We start from the raw sequence: 20,206 nt of genomic DNA, 5'->3' as shown, positions 1-20,206 counted from the left end.
CTGCTGGTAGAAGGAGAACACCACCACCGGTCGTCGGCATTGCGCGAAACGTCCCGCAGATCGACTTTCCCCGAAACGCGAAGGTAATTCGAATCTCGCCTCGGGGTTCCCTGCCCGGCAGGTCCAGCACGCCGGTAAGGGCCGGAACTTCGAATCGAAGATGGGATCAAATGACAGGAAGAACTGCGCCGAGGCCGGCCGGTACCGCCACGGCACGCGATCTCACCGAAGCCCTCGTCCTGCTCGCCTATCCACGACGGCGGCTCAACGACCGCAGCTGGTTGTCCGAACGCGCACTCCTCGAAAGCGCCGTCGACGCAGGGCTCGCTTCGTTGTCCCCCGGCGAGCGGACCGAGGTGGAGGCCGCGGCGATGGCGGCCGCCGCAGAGGAGGGAGACCGCGTCGCGCTCGACCGGCTGGAGCTGCTGCTGGCGGGCGTCGGCGCCCACCCCAGCCTGACCGCGTCGTTCCGGGAAATCGACCAGCTGGTCTTCCGCACCAGGCTTTCCCCCGGACACGGGACGGCGACCGGGGCGTTCGTCGCGGACCCCGCCACCCCGCCGGTGACCGGCCGAGACGCCATGACGGTGATCGTGCCGTTCCGCGCGTCGACCGAAGACAGGACACGGAACCTCGCGATCGCCCTGCGTGCGTTGCGAGACGCCGCCCGCGAAGCGCCCGACATCGAAGTGACCCTCGTCGAGCAGGACTCCGACACCCGGCTGCGCGACGTCCCGCGAACCCTCTACGACTCGCACATCCTCGTGGCAGACAGCGGTCCTTACAACAAATCGTGGAGCGTCAACGCCGGGGTGCTCAGGTCCGCGCACGAGCGGATCTGCGTACTCGACGCGGACCTGCTCGTCGACCGGTACGTCCTGGACGCGATGCTCCGGGGGCTGGACGACGTCGACATGTTCGTTCCCTATCGCCGCGTGACCTGGATGGACGAGGTGTCGACGACGCGCACCATCGCGGCCATCACCGGAGCGAATGACGCCTACCGGATCGACGGGTCGGCCGCCCGGGGTCTGAGCATCGACGGCCTTTTCGGCGGCTGTTTCGCCGTACGACGCGATTTCTATCTCGCGATCGGCGGTCACGACGAGCGCTACGCGGGCTGGGGCGGCGAGGACAACGCGTTCCACGAGCTCGCGGCGGCGCACGGCCGGACCGGGCGCGGCGACCTCGTCATGGCCCATCTGAACCATTCCCGGCCACCGGCCACCCGCGACGACGGGACCATGTTCAACGAGCACCTGCAGGGCACCCGGCCCGACGGCGGGGAAATCGGCAGGCTCCGCGCGAAACCGCAGACGGTGAGGTGACCGTGGAAGAACTGCTTCTGCTCAACGGACCGAACCTCGGCATCCTGGGTCGGCGGGAACCCGAGATCTACGGCACCGACACGCTGGCGGACATCCAGGCCGCCGTCGAGAAGGAAGTGGCCGAGCGAGGCTGGCGGGTGGTCCCGGTCCAGCACGACTGCGAGGGCGCGATGGTGCGGTCCGTGCAGGAGGCGTACGGGACGGTCGGGGCGATCGTGAACCCCGGCGCGCTGATGATCGCCGGATGGAGTCTGCGGGACGCACTCGCCGCCTATCCCCGGCCGTGGATAGAAGTGCACCTGTCGAACGTGTGGGCCCGCGAACGGTTCCGGCACGAGTCGGTGATCGCCCCGCTGGCAAGTGGCGTGATCGCCGGTCTCGGCGCGCTCGGCTATCGTCTCGCCGCGCAAGCCCTTTTGGACCGGGTCCCCTGAGGACCGGCCGAATCCGCGGTTCGTGCCGCGTCTTTCTCGACGACGAGCGAAATTTGCACTGCACAATGTTCTGCGAGATGGTCTTCTCACTCGCGGAGCGGAACCATTCGCAATGCTCCGACAAGCCACTGTGAGATGCTTGTGACGAAAGTGACGCCGATGATCGATGTTGCCGTTTCTACGGACGAGCCTCTGCGGGACTACGGCGGAATACTGGGCGTCGTCGAATTCGGCGGACAATCCCGGAATCCGGATTTGTCCGCGGGCCACCCGACGGTCGGAATAGCGATGCGCGAACGGCGGGAAAAACCTGTTCGCGAAGTGTGGACGAGCGCTTTCGAGGTGACGAGCGGCGTTCGTGACGGGATCGTCTACGGTCATGACGGCGTGCATCTGTTCGGCGCGTTCCGGCTACCCGCCGCGGAGACCTACCGTGAGGCGACCAGGTCGGTCTACCGCCGGATGATGGCGCTGCTCCACGACCTCGGATATCCCTACCTCGTCCGCATGTGGAACCACATCGCCGACATCAACCACACCAATGCCGACGGCATGGAGGTCTACCGAGGCTTCTGCCAAGGACGAGCCGAAGGGTTCGAAGAGGCGGGCACGGACATGTCCGCCGGCCTGCCCGCCGCCACCGGGATCGGCTCACGCGGCGACGGCGTGGCTGTCTACTTCATCGCCGAGCGGTCCGGCGCGCCCATCCATTTCGAAAACCCACGGCAGGTACCCGCTCACCGCTATCCCCGGGAATACGGCCCACGCTCGCCGAGCTTCGCCCGCGCCACCTTGCTGCCGTCGTCGGAGAAACTGTTCCTGTCCGGCACGGCGAGTATCATCGGGCACCGGTCGACGCATGTCGGTGATCTCGACGGACAGTGCGATACGACCCTCGAGAACATTCGGATCCTCCTCGCGAACGTATCGGAGAAGACCGACGGCAAGGTGGAAATCGATTCGTTCTCCATGCTCAAGGCCTACGTGCGCCACGAAAGCGATATACCGCACGTCCGGCGAAGACTCCGCGAGGAGGTCGGGCCGCTGGTGCCGCTCGAGCTGTTCAACGTGGACATCTGCCGTGGCGAACTGCTCCTGGAGGTCGAAGGCGTGCTCACCATGAAGTTCTCCGGCGAGGTGCGGAGAGGAGGATCGTGACCGCGGTATCGGACTTCATCGGCGCGGCGCACCAGCCCGCTTGGCCGGAACCGGAGGTTCTGCGCGACACGGTCGAGCTGGTGCGCAGGCTGCCGCCGCTGGTGGAGGCGGAGGAGTGTGCCCGCCTCTCCGGCGAACTCGCGGCCGTCACGCGCGGGGAACGCGTCGTGCTGCAGGCGGGTGACTGCGCCGAACTGTTCAGCGACTCGGCGCCGCAGACGATCCGCGCCAAGACCGCGCAGCTAGCCGGGCTCGGCGAGCACCTGCACCGCACGGGCCGGACGCCGGTCCTGATCGGGCGGATGGCTGGCCAGTACGCCAAACCGCGGTCACACCAGGCGGAGCTCGGCGCCGGTGACGTCGAGGTCCCGGTCTATCTCGGTGACGCGGTCAACGACCTGGCCCCGACCGCGGAGGGCAGGCGCCCCGACCCGCGCAGGCTGCTGCTGGCCTACGCGCACGCCGCGCGGGGGCTGCAGACCCTCGCGTCCGGCCCGGTGGTGTACACCAGCCACGAAGCGCTGCTTCTGGACTACGAGCACGCTTTGAGGCGTACGGACCCCGTCCGGGACGAGGTCTACGCGTCGTCGGCGCACATGGTCTGGATCGGCGAACGCACCCGCGCGGTGGACGGGCCGCATATCGCCTTCGCCGACGGGATCGTCAATCCCATCGGGGTCAAGGTCGGACCGGACGCCGACCCGGCCGAAGTGCTGGCCCTGGTCGAACGGCTGACGTGGAACCGCCCGCCGGGACGGCTGAGCCTGATCGTCCGGATGGGCGCCGACACGATCGGCGAGCGGCTGCCGCCGATCGTGCGGGGGCTCGACGACCACGCGGCGAACGTGGTCTGGCTCAGCGATCCCATGCACGGCAACACGGTCCGCTCCGCCCAGGGGCTCAAAACCAGGGTGTTGAGCAGGCTGGCCGACGAGGTCGAGCAGTTCTGCGCCGTGCTCCACCGGCACGGGCGGTATCCGGGCGGGCTGCACCTGGAGATCACCCCCGACGACGTGAGCGAATGCGTGGACGACGGCGCGGAGCTGGCGACCGGGCCGCCGCACGCCCGGTACCGATCGGCCTGCGATCCCCGCCTCAATCCCGGTCAGGCCAGCGCGCTCGTCGCACGGTTCACGGACGTCCTCACCACCATCTGAGATCCCACCAGGAGGTCGACCCGCAAATGACTACCTCGTCTCCCACGCCGGCGACGGTCCGGTTCTCCGGCCTGGCAGGCGCCGTCGCGCCGATGACCTGGTCCCAGTTCGGGATCTGGGGCGCGGTCAAGATGTTCCATCCGCACGACGCCTACCTGAACGTCAGTTGCCGGGTCGAGATCCCGGAAGGCCTCGCGCTCGACGACGTCCTCGCCGTGATCCGCGACGTCGTCGTGCGGCACGAATCGCTGCGGACCCGGTACTTCGACGCGGCCGACGGGGCGGGCAGGCAGGAGGTGCTCGGCTCCGGCGAGTACGAGGTCCGGCTGGACCACGACCCGGAGGAGCCCCTCGACGACCTGCTCGCCCGGTTCGCCGACCACTCGTTCGACGTCGACCGCGGGCTCCCCGCCCGGTTCGGCGTCGTCCACTTCGGACAGCGCCCGGCCTGGCTCCTGGTCGTCGTGTCGCATCTGTCCATCGACGGCCTGGCGCGCAACCGTCTCCACGAGGAGTTCACCGCGCGGCTGGCGGGCGACGGCCACTACGGTGAAGACCGACCGCCACTGACCCCCGTGGCGCAGGCGCTGGAGGAGACCGGCCCGAGCGGGGTCTTGCGGAACGAACGCACGATCGAGCGGTGGCGGCGGTTCGGGGAACGGGTCGACGTGACGAACTTCCCGACGGCGCCATCCGCCGACCGCGAGCCGCGCTGGGTGCGCGTCGCCATGTGCTCGCCCGCGCTCGGCGCCGCGTTCGACCGGATCGCCGTCCAGAACAAGGTCACTTCGCCCGCCGTTTACGCGGCGATGTCGGCGACGGTAGTCTCGATGCTTTCGGGCCGGTCCGACAGCGCGATCCGCTGCATGATCTCCAACCGGTTCACCGAGGCCGAAAAGCGCTATATCGGCAACATGGCACAGTCGGGCGCCTTCGATGTGGAGATCGGCGACGCGGTCTTCGACGAGGTCGTCCGGCGCACCATGGCCGCGAGCATCCGCGGTTACTCGATGGGCCGGTACCGCATGGAACAGCTGGCGGAGGTCATTCCGCCGGGCAAATTCGACGCCATGCACAACGACTTCCGTGACACCGCGGTCACCAGAAGGCCGCAGAAACTGCTGTCCGATCTCGAGATCCACGCGCTCCGACCGAGGACCATCGTCGGGCCGCCGCAGGTTCTGCACTACTACGACGACAAATTCCACGTCGAGATCCGCAACGGCGAGGGCGGCCCCGCCCCCCAGCTGATGCTCGACCGGTGCTTCTTGCCGTTCGCCGAGCCTAAGGAGGTCCTCCTCGCTATGGAGCACTTCGCGCTGGCGCAGCTCTCGGAGCACCGGGACGTCCCCGCCGTCGAAGCGTTCAAGCTCGCCCTTTCCCAAGCCACCGAAACCGACTGAGAGGCCTCAGATGATCAACGAGACGGAACCCGCCGATCGTGCCGCGGTCGCGCGGCGGCTGACCGCGTGGGTGGTGGAGCTGGTGCCCGGCTGCGATGAGTCCGCGCTCGACGACGACACCTCGCTCACGGACTTCGCCGGGTTCGACTCGATCGCCATCGTCCAGCTGCTTGCCAAGGCCGAGGACGCATTCGGCGTCGACCTTGCCGATCAGGACCACGCGATCGAAAGCGCGGGCTCGATCGGCTCGCTGGCGGAAAGCATCGTCCTGCTGGGCGGCAGGCCGCGCTGACCAGGCCGGACGAGAACGCTTCTCAGGGAAGGGACACCATGGAGGTTCGCCTCGCTCTCATCGGCCTCGGCTGGGCCGTCCGCAAGCTCTGGGCACCGAGAATCCTGGACCATCCGGGGTTCACCGTCGTCGCCGTGCACGACCTGGACCCGGCCGCCACCGCTTGGGCCGCGGACCGGTTCCCGGCTGCACGGTCGCTGCGCGATCCCGGCGAGCTCGGGGCGGACGAGGTGGACTTGGCCGTGGTCGCGACGCCCAACCACCTGCACGCTTCCACCGCGATCCCGTTGCTGGAGCGGGGAATCCCCACCTTCGTCGAGAAGCCGGTCTGCGTGAGCCCGGAGGAGGCGGCGGCGCTGGCGGCCGCGGAGCGGACGGGCGGGGCGCGCATGCTCTCGGGAACCGCGGCCTGGTACCGCGCGGACGTCGTGGCCCTGCGCGAGCTCCTACCGGACCTCGGCCCGCTCCGTTCGGTGGACCTGTCGTGGATCCGGGCCGCCGGCGTTCCCGCCCCCGGCAGCTGGTTCACCGAACGCCGCCGGGCGGGTGGCGGGGCGCTCGTCGACCTGGGCTGGCACCTGATCACCCTCGGCATGCGGATGCTTTCGTGGCCGCGGGTGACGCACACGATCGGCGCCGTGTCGACGGATTTCCTCGCGCGGGCCGGCGCCGAAGCGACGTGGCGGGGCGACTCACCCGATGGTCCGTTGCGCGAGATCGCGCCGAAGGACGTCGAGGACACCGTTCGCGGCGTCCTGGCGCTGGACGGGGGGCCGCTGTTCGGCGTCAGCGCGGCCTGGGCCTCGCACGCCGCGCGCGATGTGACCCGCGTCGTCCTCGAGGGGGCCGACGCCCGTGCCGAGCTGACCTGCACCTTCGGTCTCAGCCCGAACGGCGTGGACAGTTCCCTGGTGCTCCACCGCGACGGGCGGGCCAAGACGATCGAGACGGTGCGAGAGGCCCGCGGTACGGAATACCGCCGCCAGCTCGACCATCTCCCGGCGCTGCTCAGCGATCCGGCACAGCGGGGCGCGGCCACCGCCGAAGTGATCCGGACGATCGACGTCATCGAACGGCTCTACCGATCGGCCGGTGCTCCGAGATCGGGCGGCTGAAGCTTCCCTTTGTTCTGTTCATGAAGGAATCGGGACGTCGAGTGTCCCGATTCCTTCATGAACAGAACTTGCCGATGGCCTCCGAACCGTTCAAGGCCCCTTTTCTTACGCCTAGCGCAAGAAAAGGGGCCTTCACGTACTTCGGAGCCGGGAATCAGGCGTCGGTCCGGACCAGGTCCACGACACCGAATCGATGGTCACGCCAGACAGCGGCGGACCGTTCTTCGGGATAGGGCCGCACCGAAGGCGTGGTGTCGTAGATCCGGGTGGCGCGCCCACGCGGTTCGAAGGAGGGCCAGCCGGGATCGCCGGTCGCGGCGAACGCGAGGTACTCGGCGCGCATTAGCTCCGAAAGCACGCGATGCTGTTCGACCGCGGCGGGACCCGCGCTCGTGACATCGCCCGACACGTCGGTGGTGCCGAAGACGAGTGACGCGTCCAGCATGTGGCAGGCGCCCTCCGGCCCGTAACCCCAGCACAGCTCGGAAAACCAGACCGGTGCCCCACCCGCTCGCGCAGCTTCGGCCAGGCGCAGCGTCGGCATCCGCAGCAGCCAGTCCCCCAGCGCGATTTCCCGCAACCCGGCCGCGTCGAGCCCGGGGAACTCCGCGCGGTAACGGTCCGCGTCCACGGTCGGCGCGAGGGTGGCGACCAGCTCCTCCACCGCGGCGTCTTCAGCGGGACCAAGCCTGGCGGCGAGCATCCTGGCGTCGTCACGGGTGTGACCGAGCAGCAGCGGGACCAGGTTCGCCGCCCCCGCGGCCAGCCCCTCCCAGGGGGCGACGGGCAGGATCTCGCCGTCGACCACCGGGGAGAACGGGGTCGGGGTGTGGACGACGGGACCCCACCGCGGGTCCATGCGTTCGCTGACCGCCATCACGGCCGCCAGCAGCCGCGACGGATCGACGTCGGCGAGCTCCGCTACGCCCGTCTCGGCGCGGATGTGCTCGGTCACGTCGGCGGCCAGCTCCGGCGTGAGATACGTACCGGGCAGGCTCTGCAGAACGGCGCGGTCGAACAGCCCTGCCGCCCTCGGCATCACCAGCAGGGCGGCGCACGAACCGGCGCCGGCCGACTGGCCGTACACCGTGACGTTGCCGGGATCGCCCCCGAAAGCGGCGATGTTGTCCTTCACCCAGCGCAGCGCGGCGACCTGGTCGAGCAGCCCGCGATTGTCCGGATGGCCCTCGACATGGGCCCACCCTTCGGCACCGACGCGGTAGTTGACGCTGACCACCACGGCGCCGCCACGGGCGAGCCTCGTCCCGTCGAAATGCGGATTCGCGGTGGTGCACTGCAGATACGCCCCACCGGTGATCCAGACGATCACCGGCAGCCCGCCCGCACCGGGATCCGGAGTCCAGACCGCCAGGGTCAGCCATTCGTCGCCGGCCGTGGGTGCCTGAGGGCCGGGCGGCGCGGTGCCGAACTCGGTGACATCGCGTACCCCGTCCCAAAGCGCCGCCGGCCGGGGCTCGGTGAACCGGTTCGCGCCGACCGGCGGAGCTGCGAACGGGATACCCCGGAAGGCGCAGATCCCGTCCAGTGCTTCACCCTCGACCAGCCCGGTGGTGACCCGGGCGCGTGGCCGGTTGCTCATCCCATTCCTCCCTCGGAATCACGCGGCGGGACCGTCCTGCCAGGTGCTTTCATCGAGCGGGACCGCTTCGATCTCCGCCATCAGCGCGTCTTCGATCACCACTTCGCTCAACGCCAGTGTTCGCTCATAGCTGGCGATACTCGCCGCGCCGACGATCGTCGACGTGATCCTCGGATCGCGAAGCGACCACCGCAGCGCCGCCGCGGCGATCGGCACGCCCGCTTCGGCGCACAGCCGCCCGATCCCGTCGGCCGCCGCCAGCAGAGCGGGCGGAGCCTCCCGGTAGGCGTAGTGGCTGCGCTCCAGCGGCCAGGCCGTCAGCAGCCCACCGCCGTAGGGCGCGGCGTTGGACACCCCGAGACCGCGTTCGGCTGCCAGGTCGAGCAGCTTGTCCGCCGACCGGTCCACCAGCGTCCAGCGGTTGTGGGTGATCAGGGCCTCGAAATGACCGGTGGCCACCAGATCGCACAGCAGCGGGGTCGGGCCACCGGCGACACCGAGATGCTCGACGAGACCTTCGTCCCTGACCGCGAGCAAGGCCTCGACCGCCCCGCCGCGCCCGAGGAGCTCGCCGGGCGCGGCGTATTCCGGGTCGTGGAGGTAGCACACCGGCAGCCGGTCCAGGCCCAGCCGGTCCAGGCTTTCCCGGATCGACTCGCGCATCCGCGCACCGGAGAAGTCGCCGGTGAAATGCCGGTCCGCCTTGGTCTGCACCAGGAAACCCGGTGGCATGCCGCCGAGTTCGGCCAGCACACCACCGATCCGCCGCTCGCTCTCCCCTTCGCCGTAGTTGTTCGAGGTGTCCACCACGGTGATCCGGCCGTCGCTCACCACGCGGCGCAGCACTTCCGCGGACCGCGCGCGAGTCGGCCCGGAGCCGTCCGCCCAATGCCGCCAGCCCGCCGCGCCCACCGTCACTGGGGACACGGTCAGCCCGGTCCGGCCGAGCGGCCGTTTCTCGGTGTCCACCATCGCTTTCCCTCCTCCGTGCCTAAAGGCGGATGAACAGGCTTTCGACCCCGCGGGTCACCGTGCTGGCCCACCGCTTCGGCGGCCTGGACAGCCGCATACCGGGGAACCGCGTGAAGAGTTCCCTCAACGCCACCACGGCCTCCAGCCGGGCGAGGTTCGCACCGAGGCAGTAGTGCGTACCGGCACCGAAGGCCAGCGTCCGGCTGCGCTTGCGATGGGGATCGAACTCGTCCGGGTTGTCCATTGTGGAGGAATCCCGCTCTGCCGCCGCCCACGAGAAGAAGATCATCTCACCGTCGCCGGGTATCGTCTTCCCGCCGACCGACACCGGGCAAGTGGTGACCCGGCTCGTCGAGATCATCAGCGGCGTGTCGAACCGCAGCGATTCCTCGACGAGGGTCTCGTAGTCCACGCTCCCGGCCAGGACCTTGCCGGTCAGTTCTTCCGATTCGAGCACGGTCACGAGCGTGTTGGCGATCAGGTTGGTCGAACTCTCGTGACCGGCGATCAGCAGCAGGTACACCATCGAGACCAGTTCGTCGAAGGACATGGGGGGCGCGCCGTCGGGTCCCTCCGCCTTCGCCATGCGTTCGGCGAGGCTGCTGCCGTCACCGTCGCGCAAGGTCCGACGCAGCACTTCCTCCAGATGTTCCCGCGCCGCCGTGATGGCGTCGGAGTCGTCGCCGTCGGTCACGGTTTCGTTGGTCCAGTGTCGGAACAGGGTGCGGTCGACCAGCGGCACCCCGACAATCTCGATGATCATCTCCAGCGCGAACCGGTATGCGAACGCTTCGACGATGTCGACTTCTTCGCCCTCGTGGAGGTTGCCGAGCAGTTCGTCGGCGATCTCTTCGAGCCGAGGCACCATCTGCGCGATGACCTTGGGCTTGAACGCACCGGCGACCGTCTGGCGCAGCTGACCGTGCCGCGGCTCGTCGCAGGTGAGCATCCCCAGTGTCGAATTGCCGCCGCCGTCCGGATGCGCGACCCCGAGAAAGCGCGGGCCGGCCGCCAGCGTCGTCTCGAAGAGGAGTTCGCGGATCGCCTCGGCCTCGACGACCAGCCAGGCGGGCAGGTCGAACGGCAACCGCACCTTGTGCACAGGCCCGGCCTCCTGCAGGGATTTCATGACGGCGTGCGGGTCGCGGTAGAACTCTTCCTTAGCCTCGCAGAGGTCGACGACGTCGCCTCTGGCCGCGGCCTCATCAATGCTCGACATGCTTCGTCCTTCCCAACGTCAACGGTCTACGTCTTCAGTACGGGGCGCGTAGATCAATTTCCCGGTCGAGGTCTGCGGCAGTCGGTCCACCCACTCGACCTGCCGCGGCACCTCGAAGGCGTCGAGCCGGTCACGGCTCCAGCCCAGGAGGTCCGGGCGCTCGTGCCCGGGTTCGACCACGGCCCTCGCCACCGGGAACTCCCCTCGCACCTTGTCTTCGGCGACGATCACCTGAACCTGGACCACGTCCGGATGCGCCGAAAGGACGGCCTCCAGCCGAGAGCGGCGGGTCTTCCGGCCGGCGATGTTGATCAGATCGCCGAGCCGTCCGGTGATGCGCAGGCCGTCCGCATCGCGTTCGGCGAGATCACCGGTGCGGTACCAGCCGTCCTCGGTGGGCAGCGGACGCATCTCCCCTTCGGTGAGATAGCCTGCGGCGAACGAGTCGTTCCGGGCGAGCAGTTCGCCCTCCCCCGGCCCGATCCGGACGTCGACACCGTCCAGCGGCGTGCCGATGCTCCCCGGCGCCGACGTCTCCTTCAAGGACGCGATCGCCATCGTTCCCACCTCGGACGCCCCATAGGCGTTGAGGAGGCGGAAACCGTGGTCGCGGCAGATTCGGGCCACTGCTTCCGGCCGCAGCGGGGCACCGGCCGACACCGTCTGCCTCAAACCGGTGAAGTCGAGCGAGCCGGCCGCAGCGATCATGTGGACGTGGTTCGGCAGCGCGACGAGTGTTCCGGCGCCCGTGCGCGCCACGGCCTTCACGAGCGACTGGGGCAGCGACGAAGGCGCACGATAGGTGGTCTTCGCGCCGGCCAGCAGTCCGGCGAGCAGCCCGTGCGTGAACCCGTAGGAGTGGAAGACCGGTGCGGCACAGACGATTCCGTCCGGAGAGCCGTCGCCGTGCAGCGAGCCCGTGATCCGGACGGCGTCACGGAGAACGGCGTCGACCGGTTTCACCACCGCCTTGGGCGCGGCGGTCGACCCCGAGGTCTGGAACAGGATCGAGTCCCCCGGCAGGGTGGCGGGCAGTGCCGTCGCGGGTTCTTCGACGCGACGCTCCAGGTGACAAGCGAGGTTTCCGCCGAGCGTCACCGGATGACCGGACGACGGCTTGTCGCTGATCAGCACGTCGGCCGCGTCGAACGTGCCGTTGGCCGCCGGGTCACGCAGCAGCACGGGGACGCGCAGCCGGCCGGCTGCGGACACCGCGGTGACGATCAGGGCCGGGTTCGCGGTGGAGGTCGCCAGGATCCGCGCGCCCCCGAACCGCCGGGAGATCTCGGCGGCCAGCAGGGTCCCCGCGCGCAGCAGGCTTTCGCCCGACCACTCGACGTCGTCCACGACGAGCCGGGCTGTCCCGACGTCGGCGAGCACCTGCTCGATGGTCATCGTCATCCGGGCCTACTTTCTCGTCCCGAGGACGAACGCGAGGAGTTCGTCGGCGCTCTCCAGGCTCGCGTCCGGTCCGGCGGCCAGGAGCACGTCGCGATCGCACTCTCCCCACAGGGCCGCCACCGCGGTGACACCGGCGGCCCGCGCGGCCTCCAGGTCGTAGGCGGCGTCACCGATCATCACGGCTTCGCTCGCTTCGACGTCCATCAACGCGAGAGCCCTGCGCACGATGTCGGGGGCGGGCTTGGGGCGGTCGACCTCGTCCGAGCCGATCACGTGCTCGAACCGGTCCAGCACACCGAGCCCGTCGAGCAGCGACCGTGCGCGCGCCCCCGCCTTGCCGGTCGCGACCGCACACGGAATGCCGTGCTCGCGCAGTCCGGCGAGCAGTTCCCGCACACCGGGATAGAGCTCGATCCGATCCGCCAGCCGGTAGCTCTCGCGGACGAAGGGGCCTTCCATGTCGAGCGGGAGCCCCATTTTCCGCATGATCTCGGGGAAATACCCGCCGAGGTGGCGCAGGTACACCTCGAACGGCGGCTCTCCGTCGCCGACCACTTCCCGGAACGCGTGGGTGAACGCCAGGCGCATCACCTCGAACGAGTTCACGAGAACGCCGTCGAGGTCGAAGACCACGGCGTTCAGCGCGGTCCCGGCGGCCCGGTATTCCACGACGGAGCCGGCCACGATCTCATCGGACATCAGGAGACAGCCACCTTCGCCACCACGTCCGCGACGATTTCCGCGACCGTGGCCATCTGTTCCTCGGTGCCGAGCAAGGTCCGATGGTGCAGCCAGACACAATCACCAGAAATCGCCTCGACGTTGGGGCACCGGGCGGCGATGGTTTCGAGGTCTTCGTCAGGAGCGGCCATTTCCCAGAAGGCGTCGGTGCGATAGATCGCACGGAACGCCGCGAACGCCGGAACCCCGTGCGCGATGAGTTCGTCGACCAGCCGCCGTCGCTGTTCGACGGTGATCCCCGGCACCCGGAACATCGCCATGTAATGCGGATTGCGGGTGCACCGGTCATCCGTTCCCTGCGGGACGACACCCGGAATGCGGGCGAGCAGCGCGGAAAGCACCGGCCAGCGCTGTTCGCGCACGTCGATCTGGCCGCCGAGGCGGGCGAGCTGGGCGCGCAGGACGCTCGCCGAGAACTCGTTCATCCGGAAGTTGGAGCCTGACATCCTGTGCTCGTAGGCGCGATCGGTCGGCGGACGGCCGCAGCTGTGCCGCAGGAAAGCGGTCTCGTACTCCAGCGAATCGGAGAAGGTGAGAGCACCGCCCTCCCCCGCCGTCATCAGCTTGCCGTTCTGGAAGCTGTAAGCAGCGATGGACGAAAGTTCACCGAGCCGCACACCCCGCCACTCGGCGCCCTGGGCGTGCGCGGCGTCGTGCACCAGGGGAACCCCGGCGTCGCCGGACAGTTTGCCCAGCGCGTCGAGATCGGCGAGCAGACCCGCCATGTGGACGGGCATGATCGCGCGGGTCTTCTCGGTCACCGCGGCCTCGGCCGCTCGGACGTCGATGTTGTAGGTGTCCGGATCGACGTCGACCGGCACGGCCACCGCGCCCAGCCGCTGCACGGCCTGCGACGACGAGATGAAGGTGAACGCCGGGACGACGACCTCGGTCCCCGGACCCACGCCGATGACCTGGAGGGCAAGTTCCAGCGCGTGGGTTCCGCTCGTCACCGCCAGCGCGCTGCGCGCGCCGTGGTACTCGGCGAACTCCTTTTCGAACTCCGACACCTCCTGTCCACCGAAACGCCACCACCCGTCCTGGTCGAGAGCACGCAGGAGAGCGGTCTTTTCAGAATCGTCGTACTGCGGCCAATTCGGCAACTCAAGATTTCGACGAGAAATGGATATCACGTCCATTCATTGCTCTGCCCGCTTCCGGTGAGAACGGACAGCCGGCGGCTTTTCGGCGGATTGCCTCGGCCACCATATGAGCAGCCGATCCGAAACGGCAAACCTCATCGCGATCGACCGGGAAAGACGACTGTCAAGTGCGGCACTTCCGCAGTTGCACGGCAATCCCGCGGGCACGCTTGCCCTTGTCCGCGCGGTTCTGGTATCGCGCCGACCACCGGTCTATACCACTGAACCACGACTGGATAGGCTTGCGGAATGAACCAACCCACAGCGAAGCGGTCGATCATGCCCTTGGCCGATTTGGCCACCCCGATGGCCGTCCGGGTGGCCGCGACGCTCGGCCTGGCGGAACACGCGGGAACGGGCGGAGCGACGGCGGAACGGCTCGCGTCCCTGACTGGGACGTCGGCGGCGGCACTGAGCAGGCTGCTCGATCACCTGGTCGCGGCGGGTGTTTTCGACCTGGACACGGAATCCAGCCGCTACCGACCGACGGACCTCGGCGCCCAACTGCGGGAAGACGCGCCCGAAGGGTTTAAACCCCTGCTCGACATCACCTGCGCCGGGGGCCGCGCCGAACTCGCATTCGTCGATCTCCTCGAAGTGATAACCAGCGGCGCACCCGCCTATCCGCACCGGTACGGCCGCGATTTCTGGGCCGACCTCGACGCCGAACCGAAATTGCGGACCTCGTTCGACGCCCAGATGAACTGGCGGTTCCGTGAGCAGGCACCGCTGATCGCCCGGAACTTCGACTGGAGCCGCTTCCCCGACATCGTCGACGTGGGTGGCGGCGACGGCCCCTTGCTCGTCGAGATCCTTCGGGCCCATCCGGGTGTCCGCGGCCGGATCCTCGACCTGCCGCCGACGGCCGCGGCCGCCGCCGAACGGCTGAAGGCCGCCGGACTCGACGACCGGGCGAGCGCCGTGCCCGGCAGTTTCTTCGACCCGCTGCCCACGGGGGCTGACGCCTACCTGCTGTCCGACATCCTGCACGACTGGGACGACGAGCACGCCCGCGAGATCCTCGCCGGCTGCCGTCGCGCCGCCGAACCGGACGCGTCCGTCGTGCTGATCGAGCCGGTGCGGGGGCACGGTGCCGACACCGCGATCGATCTGTTCATGCTGATGTGCTTCGGCAGCAAGGAAAGGACCGTCGAGGAGCTGACCGAACTGGCGACCGGCTGTGGACTCGCCTTCCGCGACGCGGCCCCGGTGACGAACGGCCGCTGGGCACTGGAGTTCACGGTCGCGCCCCAGCCCTGACGACCCGGGCGTCGCGGCGGGCGGTGGCCGGCATCCCAAGGCAACGCTCAGGTCGTCACCGACCTCGACCTGAGCCGATAAGCCAGCGCGAGCAGAATGCCGGCATCCGAGACACCGCATGACAGCCACACCAGCGACCCGCCGACCACGACGTGCACGACGCTGGTGACCAGGGTGTCCGGCAGCCGCGCCGCGACCGCCAGCACAGGCAACGCGACGAAGTAGGCCACCGCATCGAACGCCGCCTTGCCGTACTTGCCGGCAACGAGCGGGTCCGCGACGTTCAGTGCCACGGTGACCACGCTCGCGAAGATCAGGAGCTGGCGCGCCGGTCGCAACACCTCGTCGGAGACACCGGTGAGTGTGGGGTGCCGAGTGTCAAGCAGAAGTCCCAGGATCGAGAGGTCTACTGCTGGTGCGACGAGTGGCGCATCCGGATATCTTCTCCTGCAAAGAGGGCAATGCGGATGAACTGCTCCCGGTTCAGCGGACACGGGTGAGGGCGCGCGCAGGTCTAGGACCAGTGGACAGATGCCAGGAGGTTGGTGTTCTCGATCGGTGGTAGACCGTCATCGAGACCGCGCAGCCGGTCGTAGATGCTGCGCATCGTGGCCTTGTCTGGAATGTGCTGTCCGCCTGCCGCACGCTCCAGGATTGCCCGCGTGCTCACAAGCATGATCGCCCCCACAGCGTGACCGCTGGCCCGGAGCCGTCTGAGTCGGTTGATCTCCGAGGTGGCGATCCGTGCTCCTGATCCGTCGTCGATGAGCACGGTCACTGTCTCGCCGGATTCGGCGGCGACGACCGCGTGCGCGATGACCATTGTCTCGCCCAGATCTTTCGGGTGTTTCAGCCGCTCTTCCATGGGTAGCTGGGTGATCCGGTGGACGACCGCTGCAAGCTCGGGTGTCTGGTCATCGGAAAGTATCTGCACCCACTTGGGCGTCAGCTTTCGCCAGACCACTGCCGCGGAGCGGAAGCGCCCATCCTGCCGGGCCTTGCGGAGCACTTCGTCTTGCACGGTCTCCGGGGTGCTGAGCGGACCCAAGATCTCGATGAGGAGGCGCTCTTTGTTGATCGAGAGAAAATTCAGGCCGGGGCCGGCGTCGATGATCGGCCGGTGGCTCATCCTGAATCTCTCTCTGCCGCCGCAACCTGGCCGTTGTCATCTGGCGCGTTGAGATCCTCTTCCAGAACCGCCAGATCTACGTGCACGTCGGGTAGTTCGGTCGGAGCGGCCCACGCGATCTCCTGTTCGGTGGGCACGACACCTGCCTCACGCAGGTCCGCCTCGGCGGCCTCCAGTGTGATGCCGCGCAAGGTGGCGATGGCTTGCGCAGGCAGCACCGCCTCCGCGTAGCCCCTGATCGCGCGGGCGAGCAACTGTTGCGGTGCCCTCCGCTGATTAGAGTCGGCCTGTAATGCGCGGTACTGATCGCTCCACCCGAACCGGGACGCCAGTTGGGGCGCGGTCAGCGCCATCCACTCCTGCTTGGTGCCGTCATCGACGTAATTGGCTTGGTGCAGCGCGATGGCGGCAATCTGGGGTGATACCAAGAATCGCTGAACGACCGCAGAGAGGGCGGCTTGGGTCACGAACTCTTGATCTCCGAGGAACTCACGCAAGCCCTCGACCGGTACGAGCAGGTGTCGCGCGAAGGCGGCGGCTCGAATCTCCGCGGAGCTGCGTTCGCTCCAGTTGCCCGTACCGTTGTCAGCCCAGTCCTCGAACAGCACGCGGCCAAGTTCGTGGGCAAGCGTGCTGCGTTGTCGCATCGGGTTCGGGGTGCGCGCGACGCCGATGAACACGGCACCGCGCGCAGGGTCCCGCATCGTCAGGCCGTGTTCGTCCGGGCCGACATCGAGTACGGCCACGTCGATCCTGGTTGCCTGCTCGATGACTGCCACAAGGTCACCCAACGGCTGCACACCCAGGTGGTGCTCTTGGCGGAACCGCGCGGCGACGATACGACCTTCAGTTTCAGCGCTCAAGATTATCTATCCACATCAGACCGTGGCGGGGATGGCCTGGTCGTCCAGGTAGTTGTCCAGTTCCAGGAAGTGCAGCAGCGCTTCACGCATGCGGTCCATGTCGGAGTCGTTGGTGGCGCGGGCGGCGCACTGCACGCGGTCGGCCACCGTCCCAGCTTCGGTGAGTTGGGCGACCGTATGTCCGGTTGCCCACGCGATCGCGACCACCTCCGGCATCTTCGCCGCTCTATCCCCGGTGATGATCCGCGACAAGGTGGGCTGCGAGATGCCGGTCGCGTCCGCAAGGGCGCGCTGACTGAGGCCCGCAGCAACGCGGGCACGCTCAATAGGCACACCGGAACCCATTGTCATCGCAGCCACCCTTGATGGACTGAATCATGATCGGTTGATGTGATTCAGTGTAGCTTAGTGCGGCACGCAACGCCAACGCGCTACGACTGAACTACTGCGCGCGCGGGACGCACAGTCGATCGTGTATATCCCGTGGACGGTGTGCGTTGTCGCCTGGTCATTCTGATCAAGAGCAGCCCAATGTGCCTGCTCATCGACGGCTACTCCTGCTCAACGTGTTGCTGCCCGGCGCGGGTCGGGGAAGCCGAGGCTGACATAGCCGGGCGCGCGTTTGGCCAGGGAAGAGGCCAGGACGCCGGTGCTGATGTCGTGGTAGTCGTGGACTTCGGCGGTGGCCTTGCCAGCGTGTGCGCGGAGGATCCGACCCGCGTACTGGACGAGGCGTCCTTTGAACGCGATCGGTGCGGCGAGGAAGAGCGTGTCCAGTGCGGGGCAGTCGAATCCTTCGCCGACGAATGGTCCAGTGGCGACGACCAGCAGCGGTATTCCGTTCGCAGGCTGGAGGCGGGCGAGGGCGTCGCGGCGGGCGGTCGCGCTCATGCCGCCGCGCAGCACGATCGGGTCAAGCGAACGTCGCCTGAGTTCGTCGGTGAACCGTTCGACGTGGGTGGTCCATTGGGTGAGCAGTAGGCAGTGCCGGCCTCGGTTCAGTGCGGCGATCACGTCGTCGACGATCTGGGTGAGGCGGGTGTCGTCGGCGACGAGGTCGCGGTAGATGGCCGCCATCCCGCCGGGCTTCGTCGGGTCGGCGTCACCGGCATAGCGGTAGGCGGTGTCGTGTACGTGGAGCACGGGCGTCGGACGCTGCGCGGTCGTGTCCAATTCGAGCTGGGGTGCGCTGTCCTCGCTAGGGCGGGTGGGTTGGGTGATGGTGTGCCGGATCGGGCCGAGTTGCAGTGCGATCAGGTCGTCGACCTTATCGCGTCGGTATGGGGTGGCGGTGAGTCCGAGCCAGCGGCGGGCCGGGATCTGCTTGACGGCGTGCTCGAACGCGGCGGCGGGGATGTGGTGGCACTCGTCGACTACGACCAGTCCGTAGCCGCTGGCGAGTTCCTCGATGTCGTTCATGCGGGCCAGGGTTTGCAGCATGACGACATCGATCACGCCGCGGGTTTTGCGGCGGCCACCGCCGAGTTGGCCGGCTTTGACGCCCAGCAGTTCGCTGATCCGGGTGCGCCATTGGTCGGCCAGGGTCTTGCGGTCGACCAGCACGAGCGTGGAGATCGCGTGGGTGGCGATGACCGCGCAGGCCATCACGGTCTTGCCCGCACCCGGTGGCGCGACCAGCACACCCAGGTCATGCTCGCGTAGATCGGCTACGGCGGCTTGCTGCTGACGGGTCAATGTAGCGGCAAATGTGAACTCCCGCGTCTCGCCGGCCTGCCGCTCGTCGATCACCTCGAGGCGGCTGCCCGCCTGCTCGACCAGCGAGACGACCGTGTCGTGCAGACCTCGGGGCAGGATGAGCCCGCCGTCGAGAGTTTCGTCGTAGTTGCGCAGGAACCGCGTTGTGTCCCAGGTGGACATTCGGAGCCGCTGACGCTCGTAGAACACCGGATTTGTCATCGATGCCGCGTGCTTCAGCGTCGCGTGCAACGCTGGGGTCAACTCCCCTGATTCCAGGCGGATTCCCGAGTCGAGCCGCGCGCGCACGATCGCGGAGGCGGTAGTACGGATCCGAGTCGAGACCGCAGCACCGATCTTGTCGATGCCGACGCCGACAGTGATTCCACCGGCGCGGCGCGCGACCCGATTGACCTCAGCAGGGCTCATCCGGCCAAGCGAGGACAGATAGGCCCACTGGTCATCGCAGGGTTCCATGGTCGCCAGATCGAGGAATACCGTCGCGCCGTCCTGGCGGGCCTTGCCCTGCAAAGGTGCGGCGATCAGGTTCCCCACGCCGCCCGAGGGCAGCACGTCCTGGGACGGGAAGAGCCGGTCGTAGCTGGCCAGGTCCATGCGGCCACGTACCGCCATCGCCTCCCGCAAGAGGGCGGTGCCAAGTCGGCGAGCTGTCTCCGCGGGCACGGGTGCGGTGAAGAACACCCACGCATGGGCGCCCACACCTGAGCGCGACACTTCCAACGCGGCCGACACCGACCACACCCTGGCGGCCTTCAGGTAAGCCAGGGCGTCCAGCATCGCCATCGGGCCGTCGAAGTCGGCCGCCAGCCACCAGCACAGGTCGCCGTCCACCAGCGGATACAGCCCGACATGCATGTCACCGGTCAGATGCGTGCGCAGCACGTCCTTGCTCAGCGGCAGGTAGTCGCGGTCCTCGTGCCGGACGTCTTTGCGCCACCCACCACGCACCGCCGGCAGCCAACCAGATTGGCCAGTACGCGTGTTCTCCCATCGCGTGGCGTAGATGTCGATGCGGGCGGCGAACAGGGCGGCGAAGAAATCGACCTTCACCTCCGGGGCCGATCGCCGGTCGACCGGGCCGGGGTGCGCTTCGAAGAAGCCGGTCTGAATCGGTCCGGGCGGAGCCGCCTGTTTCGATGTCAGCTCCAACAGCCGCAGCAACCGCGTGTTCTCCGCTCGCAACTGAGTTGTCAGCGCACGGAGCTCCGCGAGTTCCTCCGCGAGCCCCGCAGCCTTCGCCGACTGGAGATCGTCTTTCACAGAGCCTGCCGTAGAT

The 20,206-nt window shown here is 68.2% G+C and carries 18 protein-coding genes and 1 pseudogene; 8 read left to right on the top strand and 11 right to left on the bottom strand.

Annotated elements, in window-relative coordinates; genetic code table 11:
• The first annotated feature begins 170 nt into the window (after nt 1–170).
• The 7 genes from AC0685_RS33205 (at nt 171) to AC0685_RS33175 (ending at nt 6,887) form a co-directional block, all read left to right on the top strand.
• Complete coding sequence (locus tag AC0685_RS33205) at nt 171–1,328, top strand: galactosyltransferase-related protein (protein WP_478229120.1); 1,158 nt, start codon at nt 171–173, stop codon at nt 1,326–1,328.
• 2 nt (nt 1,329–1,330) lie between these two features.
• Nucleotides 1,331–1,762 carry a type II 3-dehydroquinate dehydratase gene (locus AC0685_RS33200; RefSeq protein ID WP_478229119.1) on the top strand — a complete coding sequence of 144 codons (432 nt, stop codon included), beginning with the start codon at nt 1,331–1,333 and terminating at the stop codon, nt 1,760–1,762.
• Between the two features lie 159 nt (nt 1,763–1,921).
• Nucleotides 1,922–2,920 (top strand): FkbO/Hyg5 family chorismatase, encoded by a 999-nt coding sequence (locus tag AC0685_RS33195; RefSeq protein WP_478229118.1) that lies wholly within the window; start codon nt 1,922–1,924, stop codon nt 2,918–2,920.
• Nucleotides 2,917–4,077, top strand: a complete 1,161-nt coding sequence (locus tag AC0685_RS33190) for a 3-deoxy-7-phosphoheptulonate synthase (RefSeq protein WP_478229117.1) — start codon at nt 2,917–2,919, stop codon at nt 4,075–4,077. Before AC0685_RS33195 ends, AC0685_RS33190 begins: the two co-directional genes overlap by 4 nt.
• A 26-nt stretch (nt 4,078–4,103) precedes the next feature.
• Nucleotides 4,104–5,480, top strand: coding sequence for a condensation domain-containing protein (locus AC0685_RS33185; RefSeq protein WP_478229116.1), 1,377 nt, complete (start codon nt 4,104–4,106; stop codon nt 5,478–5,480).
• Nucleotides 5,481–5,490: 10 nt separating this feature from the next.
• Entirely contained in the window at nt 5,491–5,772 is a 282-nt protein-coding gene (locus AC0685_RS33180; RefSeq protein WP_478229115.1) for an acyl carrier protein, read from the top strand.
• A gap of 38 nt (nt 5,773–5,810) precedes the next feature.
• Nucleotides 5,811–6,887, top strand: a complete 1,077-nt coding sequence (locus tag AC0685_RS33175) for a Gfo/Idh/MocA family protein (protein WP_478229114.1) — start codon at nt 5,811–5,813, stop codon at nt 6,885–6,887.
• A 154-nt stretch (nt 6,888–7,041) separates the two neighbouring features.
• Here the strand turns inward: AC0685_RS33175 and AC0685_RS33170 are convergent, their stop codons facing one another.
• The 6 genes from AC0685_RS33170 to AC0685_RS33145 are packed head-to-tail and all read right to left on the bottom strand — an operon-like array spanning nt 7,042 to nt 13,959.
• On the bottom strand, nt 7,042–8,487 hold the full coding sequence (locus AC0685_RS33170; protein WP_478229113.1) for a carboxylesterase/lipase family protein: 1,446 nt from the start codon (nt 8,485–8,487) through the stop codon (nt 7,042–7,044).
• Between the two features lie 18 nt (nt 8,488–8,505).
• Complete coding sequence (locus AC0685_RS33165) at nt 8,506–9,459, bottom strand: aldo/keto reductase (protein WP_478229112.1); 954 nt, start codon at nt 9,457–9,459, stop codon at nt 8,506–8,508.
• Nucleotides 9,460–9,478: 19 nt separating this feature from the next.
• The gene (locus AC0685_RS33160; protein ID WP_478229111.1) at nt 9,479–10,678 is read right to left on the bottom strand and encodes a cytochrome P450; all 1,200 of its coding nucleotides are present in this window, start codon (nt 10,676–10,678) and stop codon (nt 9,479–9,481) included.
• Between the two features lie 18 nt (nt 10,679–10,696).
• Nucleotides 10,697–12,079: a class I adenylate-forming enzyme family protein gene (locus AC0685_RS33155; RefSeq protein WP_478229110.1), complete on the bottom strand. Its 1,383-nt coding sequence runs from the start codon at nt 12,077–12,079 to the stop codon at nt 10,697–10,699.
• Between the two features lie 6 nt (nt 12,080–12,085).
• Nucleotides 12,086–12,778 carry an HAD-IA family hydrolase gene (locus tag AC0685_RS33150; RefSeq protein ID WP_478229109.1) on the bottom strand — a complete coding sequence of 231 codons (693 nt, stop codon included), beginning with the start codon at nt 12,776–12,778 and terminating at the stop codon, nt 12,086–12,088.
• Nucleotides 12,778–13,959, bottom strand: a complete 1,182-nt coding sequence (locus AC0685_RS33145; protein ID WP_478229108.1) for a DegT/DnrJ/EryC1/StrS family aminotransferase — start codon at nt 13,957–13,959, stop codon at nt 12,778–12,780. Before AC0685_RS33145 ends, AC0685_RS33150 begins: the two co-directional genes overlap by 1 nt.
• Nucleotides 13,960–14,211: 252 nt before the next feature.
• Between AC0685_RS33145 and AC0685_RS33140 the strand changes: the two genes are divergently transcribed.
• Nucleotides 14,212–15,222, top strand: a complete 1,011-nt coding sequence (locus AC0685_RS33140) for a methyltransferase (RefSeq protein WP_478229107.1) — start codon at nt 14,212–14,214, stop codon at nt 15,220–15,222.
• Between the two features lie 227 nt (nt 15,223–15,449).
• Here the strand turns inward: AC0685_RS33140 and AC0685_RS33135 are convergent.
• The 5 genes and pseudogenes from AC0685_RS33135 to AC0685_RS33115 form a co-directional block, all read right to left on the bottom strand.
• Nucleotides 15,450–15,653: pseudogene (locus AC0685_RS33135) on the bottom strand (hypothetical protein); the annotation flags it as partial.
• Between the two features lie 83 nt (nt 15,654–15,736).
• Entirely contained in the window at nt 15,737–16,351 is a 615-nt protein-coding gene (locus tag AC0685_RS33130; RefSeq protein ID WP_478229106.1) for a PIN domain-containing protein, read from the bottom strand.
• On the bottom strand, nt 16,348–17,214 hold the full coding sequence (locus tag AC0685_RS33125) for an ImmA/IrrE family metallo-endopeptidase (protein ID WP_478229105.1): 867 nt from the start codon (nt 17,212–17,214) through the stop codon (nt 16,348–16,350). The genes AC0685_RS33130 and AC0685_RS33125 overlap by 4 nt, the downstream gene beginning before the upstream one ends.
• 15 nt (nt 17,215–17,229) lie before the next feature.
• Nucleotides 17,230–17,565 (bottom strand): helix-turn-helix domain-containing protein, encoded by a 336-nt coding sequence (locus AC0685_RS33120; RefSeq protein WP_478229104.1) that lies wholly within the window; start codon nt 17,563–17,565, stop codon nt 17,230–17,232.
• Nucleotides 17,566–17,775: 210 nt separating this feature from the next.
• Nucleotides 17,776–20,190 (bottom strand): TOTE conflict system archaeo-eukaryotic primase domain-containing protein, encoded by a 2,415-nt coding sequence (locus AC0685_RS33115; RefSeq protein ID WP_478229103.1) that lies wholly within the window; start codon nt 20,188–20,190, stop codon nt 17,776–17,778.
• Nucleotides 20,191–20,206: the final 16 nt, after the last annotated feature.

The organism is Amycolatopsis sp. NPDC043889, from assembly GCF_056435645.1.
Note: the sequence above shows the minus strand (reverse complement) of the source record. Positions and strands in the feature narration are given on the sequence as shown.

What these genes read in the sequence shown, in the direction of transcription:
- AC0685_RS33205 (WP_478229120.1), top strand. Translation starts at nt 171, where the DNA reads ATGACAGGAAGAACTGCGCCGAGGCCGGCCGGTACCGCCACGGCACGC.
- AC0685_RS33195 (WP_478229118.1), top strand. Translation starts at nt 1,922, where the DNA reads ATGATCGATGTTGCCGTTTCTACGGACGAGCCTCTGCGGGACTACGGC.
- AC0685_RS33185 (WP_478229116.1), top strand. Translation starts at nt 4,104, where the DNA reads ATGACTACCTCGTCTCCCACGCCGGCGACGGTCCGGTTCTCCGGCCTG.
- AC0685_RS33180 (WP_478229115.1), top strand. Translation starts at nt 5,491, where the DNA reads ATGATCAACGAGACGGAACCCGCCGATCGTGCCGCGGTCGCGCGGCGG.
- AC0685_RS33175 (WP_478229114.1), top strand. Translation starts at nt 5,811, where the DNA reads ATGGAGGTTCGCCTCGCTCTCATCGGCCTCGGCTGGGCCGTCCGCAAG.
- AC0685_RS33170 (WP_478229113.1), bottom strand. Translation starts at nt 8,487, where the DNA reads ATGAGCAACCGGCCACGCGCCCGGGTCACCACCGGGCTGGTCGAGGGT.
- AC0685_RS33165 (WP_478229112.1), bottom strand. Translation starts at nt 9,459, where the DNA reads ATGGTGGACACCGAGAAACGGCCGCTCGGCCGGACCGGGCTGACCGTG.
- AC0685_RS33160 (WP_478229111.1), bottom strand. Translation starts at nt 10,678, where the DNA reads ATGTCGAGCATTGATGAGGCCGCGGCCAGAGGCGACGTCGTCGACCTC.
- AC0685_RS33155 (WP_478229110.1), bottom strand. Translation starts at nt 12,079, where the DNA reads ATGACGATGACCATCGAGCAGGTGCTCGCCGACGTCGGGACAGCCCGG.
- AC0685_RS33150 (WP_478229109.1), bottom strand. Translation starts at nt 12,778, where the DNA reads ATGTCCGATGAGATCGTGGCCGGCTCCGTCGTGGAATACCGGGCCGCC.
- AC0685_RS33145 (WP_478229108.1), bottom strand. Translation starts at nt 13,959, where the DNA reads ATGGACGTGATATCCATTTCTCGTCGAAATCTTGAGTTGCCGAATTGG.
- AC0685_RS33140 (WP_478229107.1), top strand. Translation starts at nt 14,212, where the DNA reads ATGAACCAACCCACAGCGAAGCGGTCGATCATGCCCTTGGCCGATTTG.
- AC0685_RS33130 (WP_478229106.1), bottom strand. Translation starts at nt 16,351, where the DNA reads ATGAGCCACCGGCCGATCATCGACGCCGGCCCCGGCCTGAATTTTCTC.
- AC0685_RS33120 (WP_478229104.1), bottom strand. Translation starts at nt 17,565, where the DNA reads ATGACAATGGGTTCCGGTGTGCCTATTGAGCGTGCCCGCGTTGCTGCG.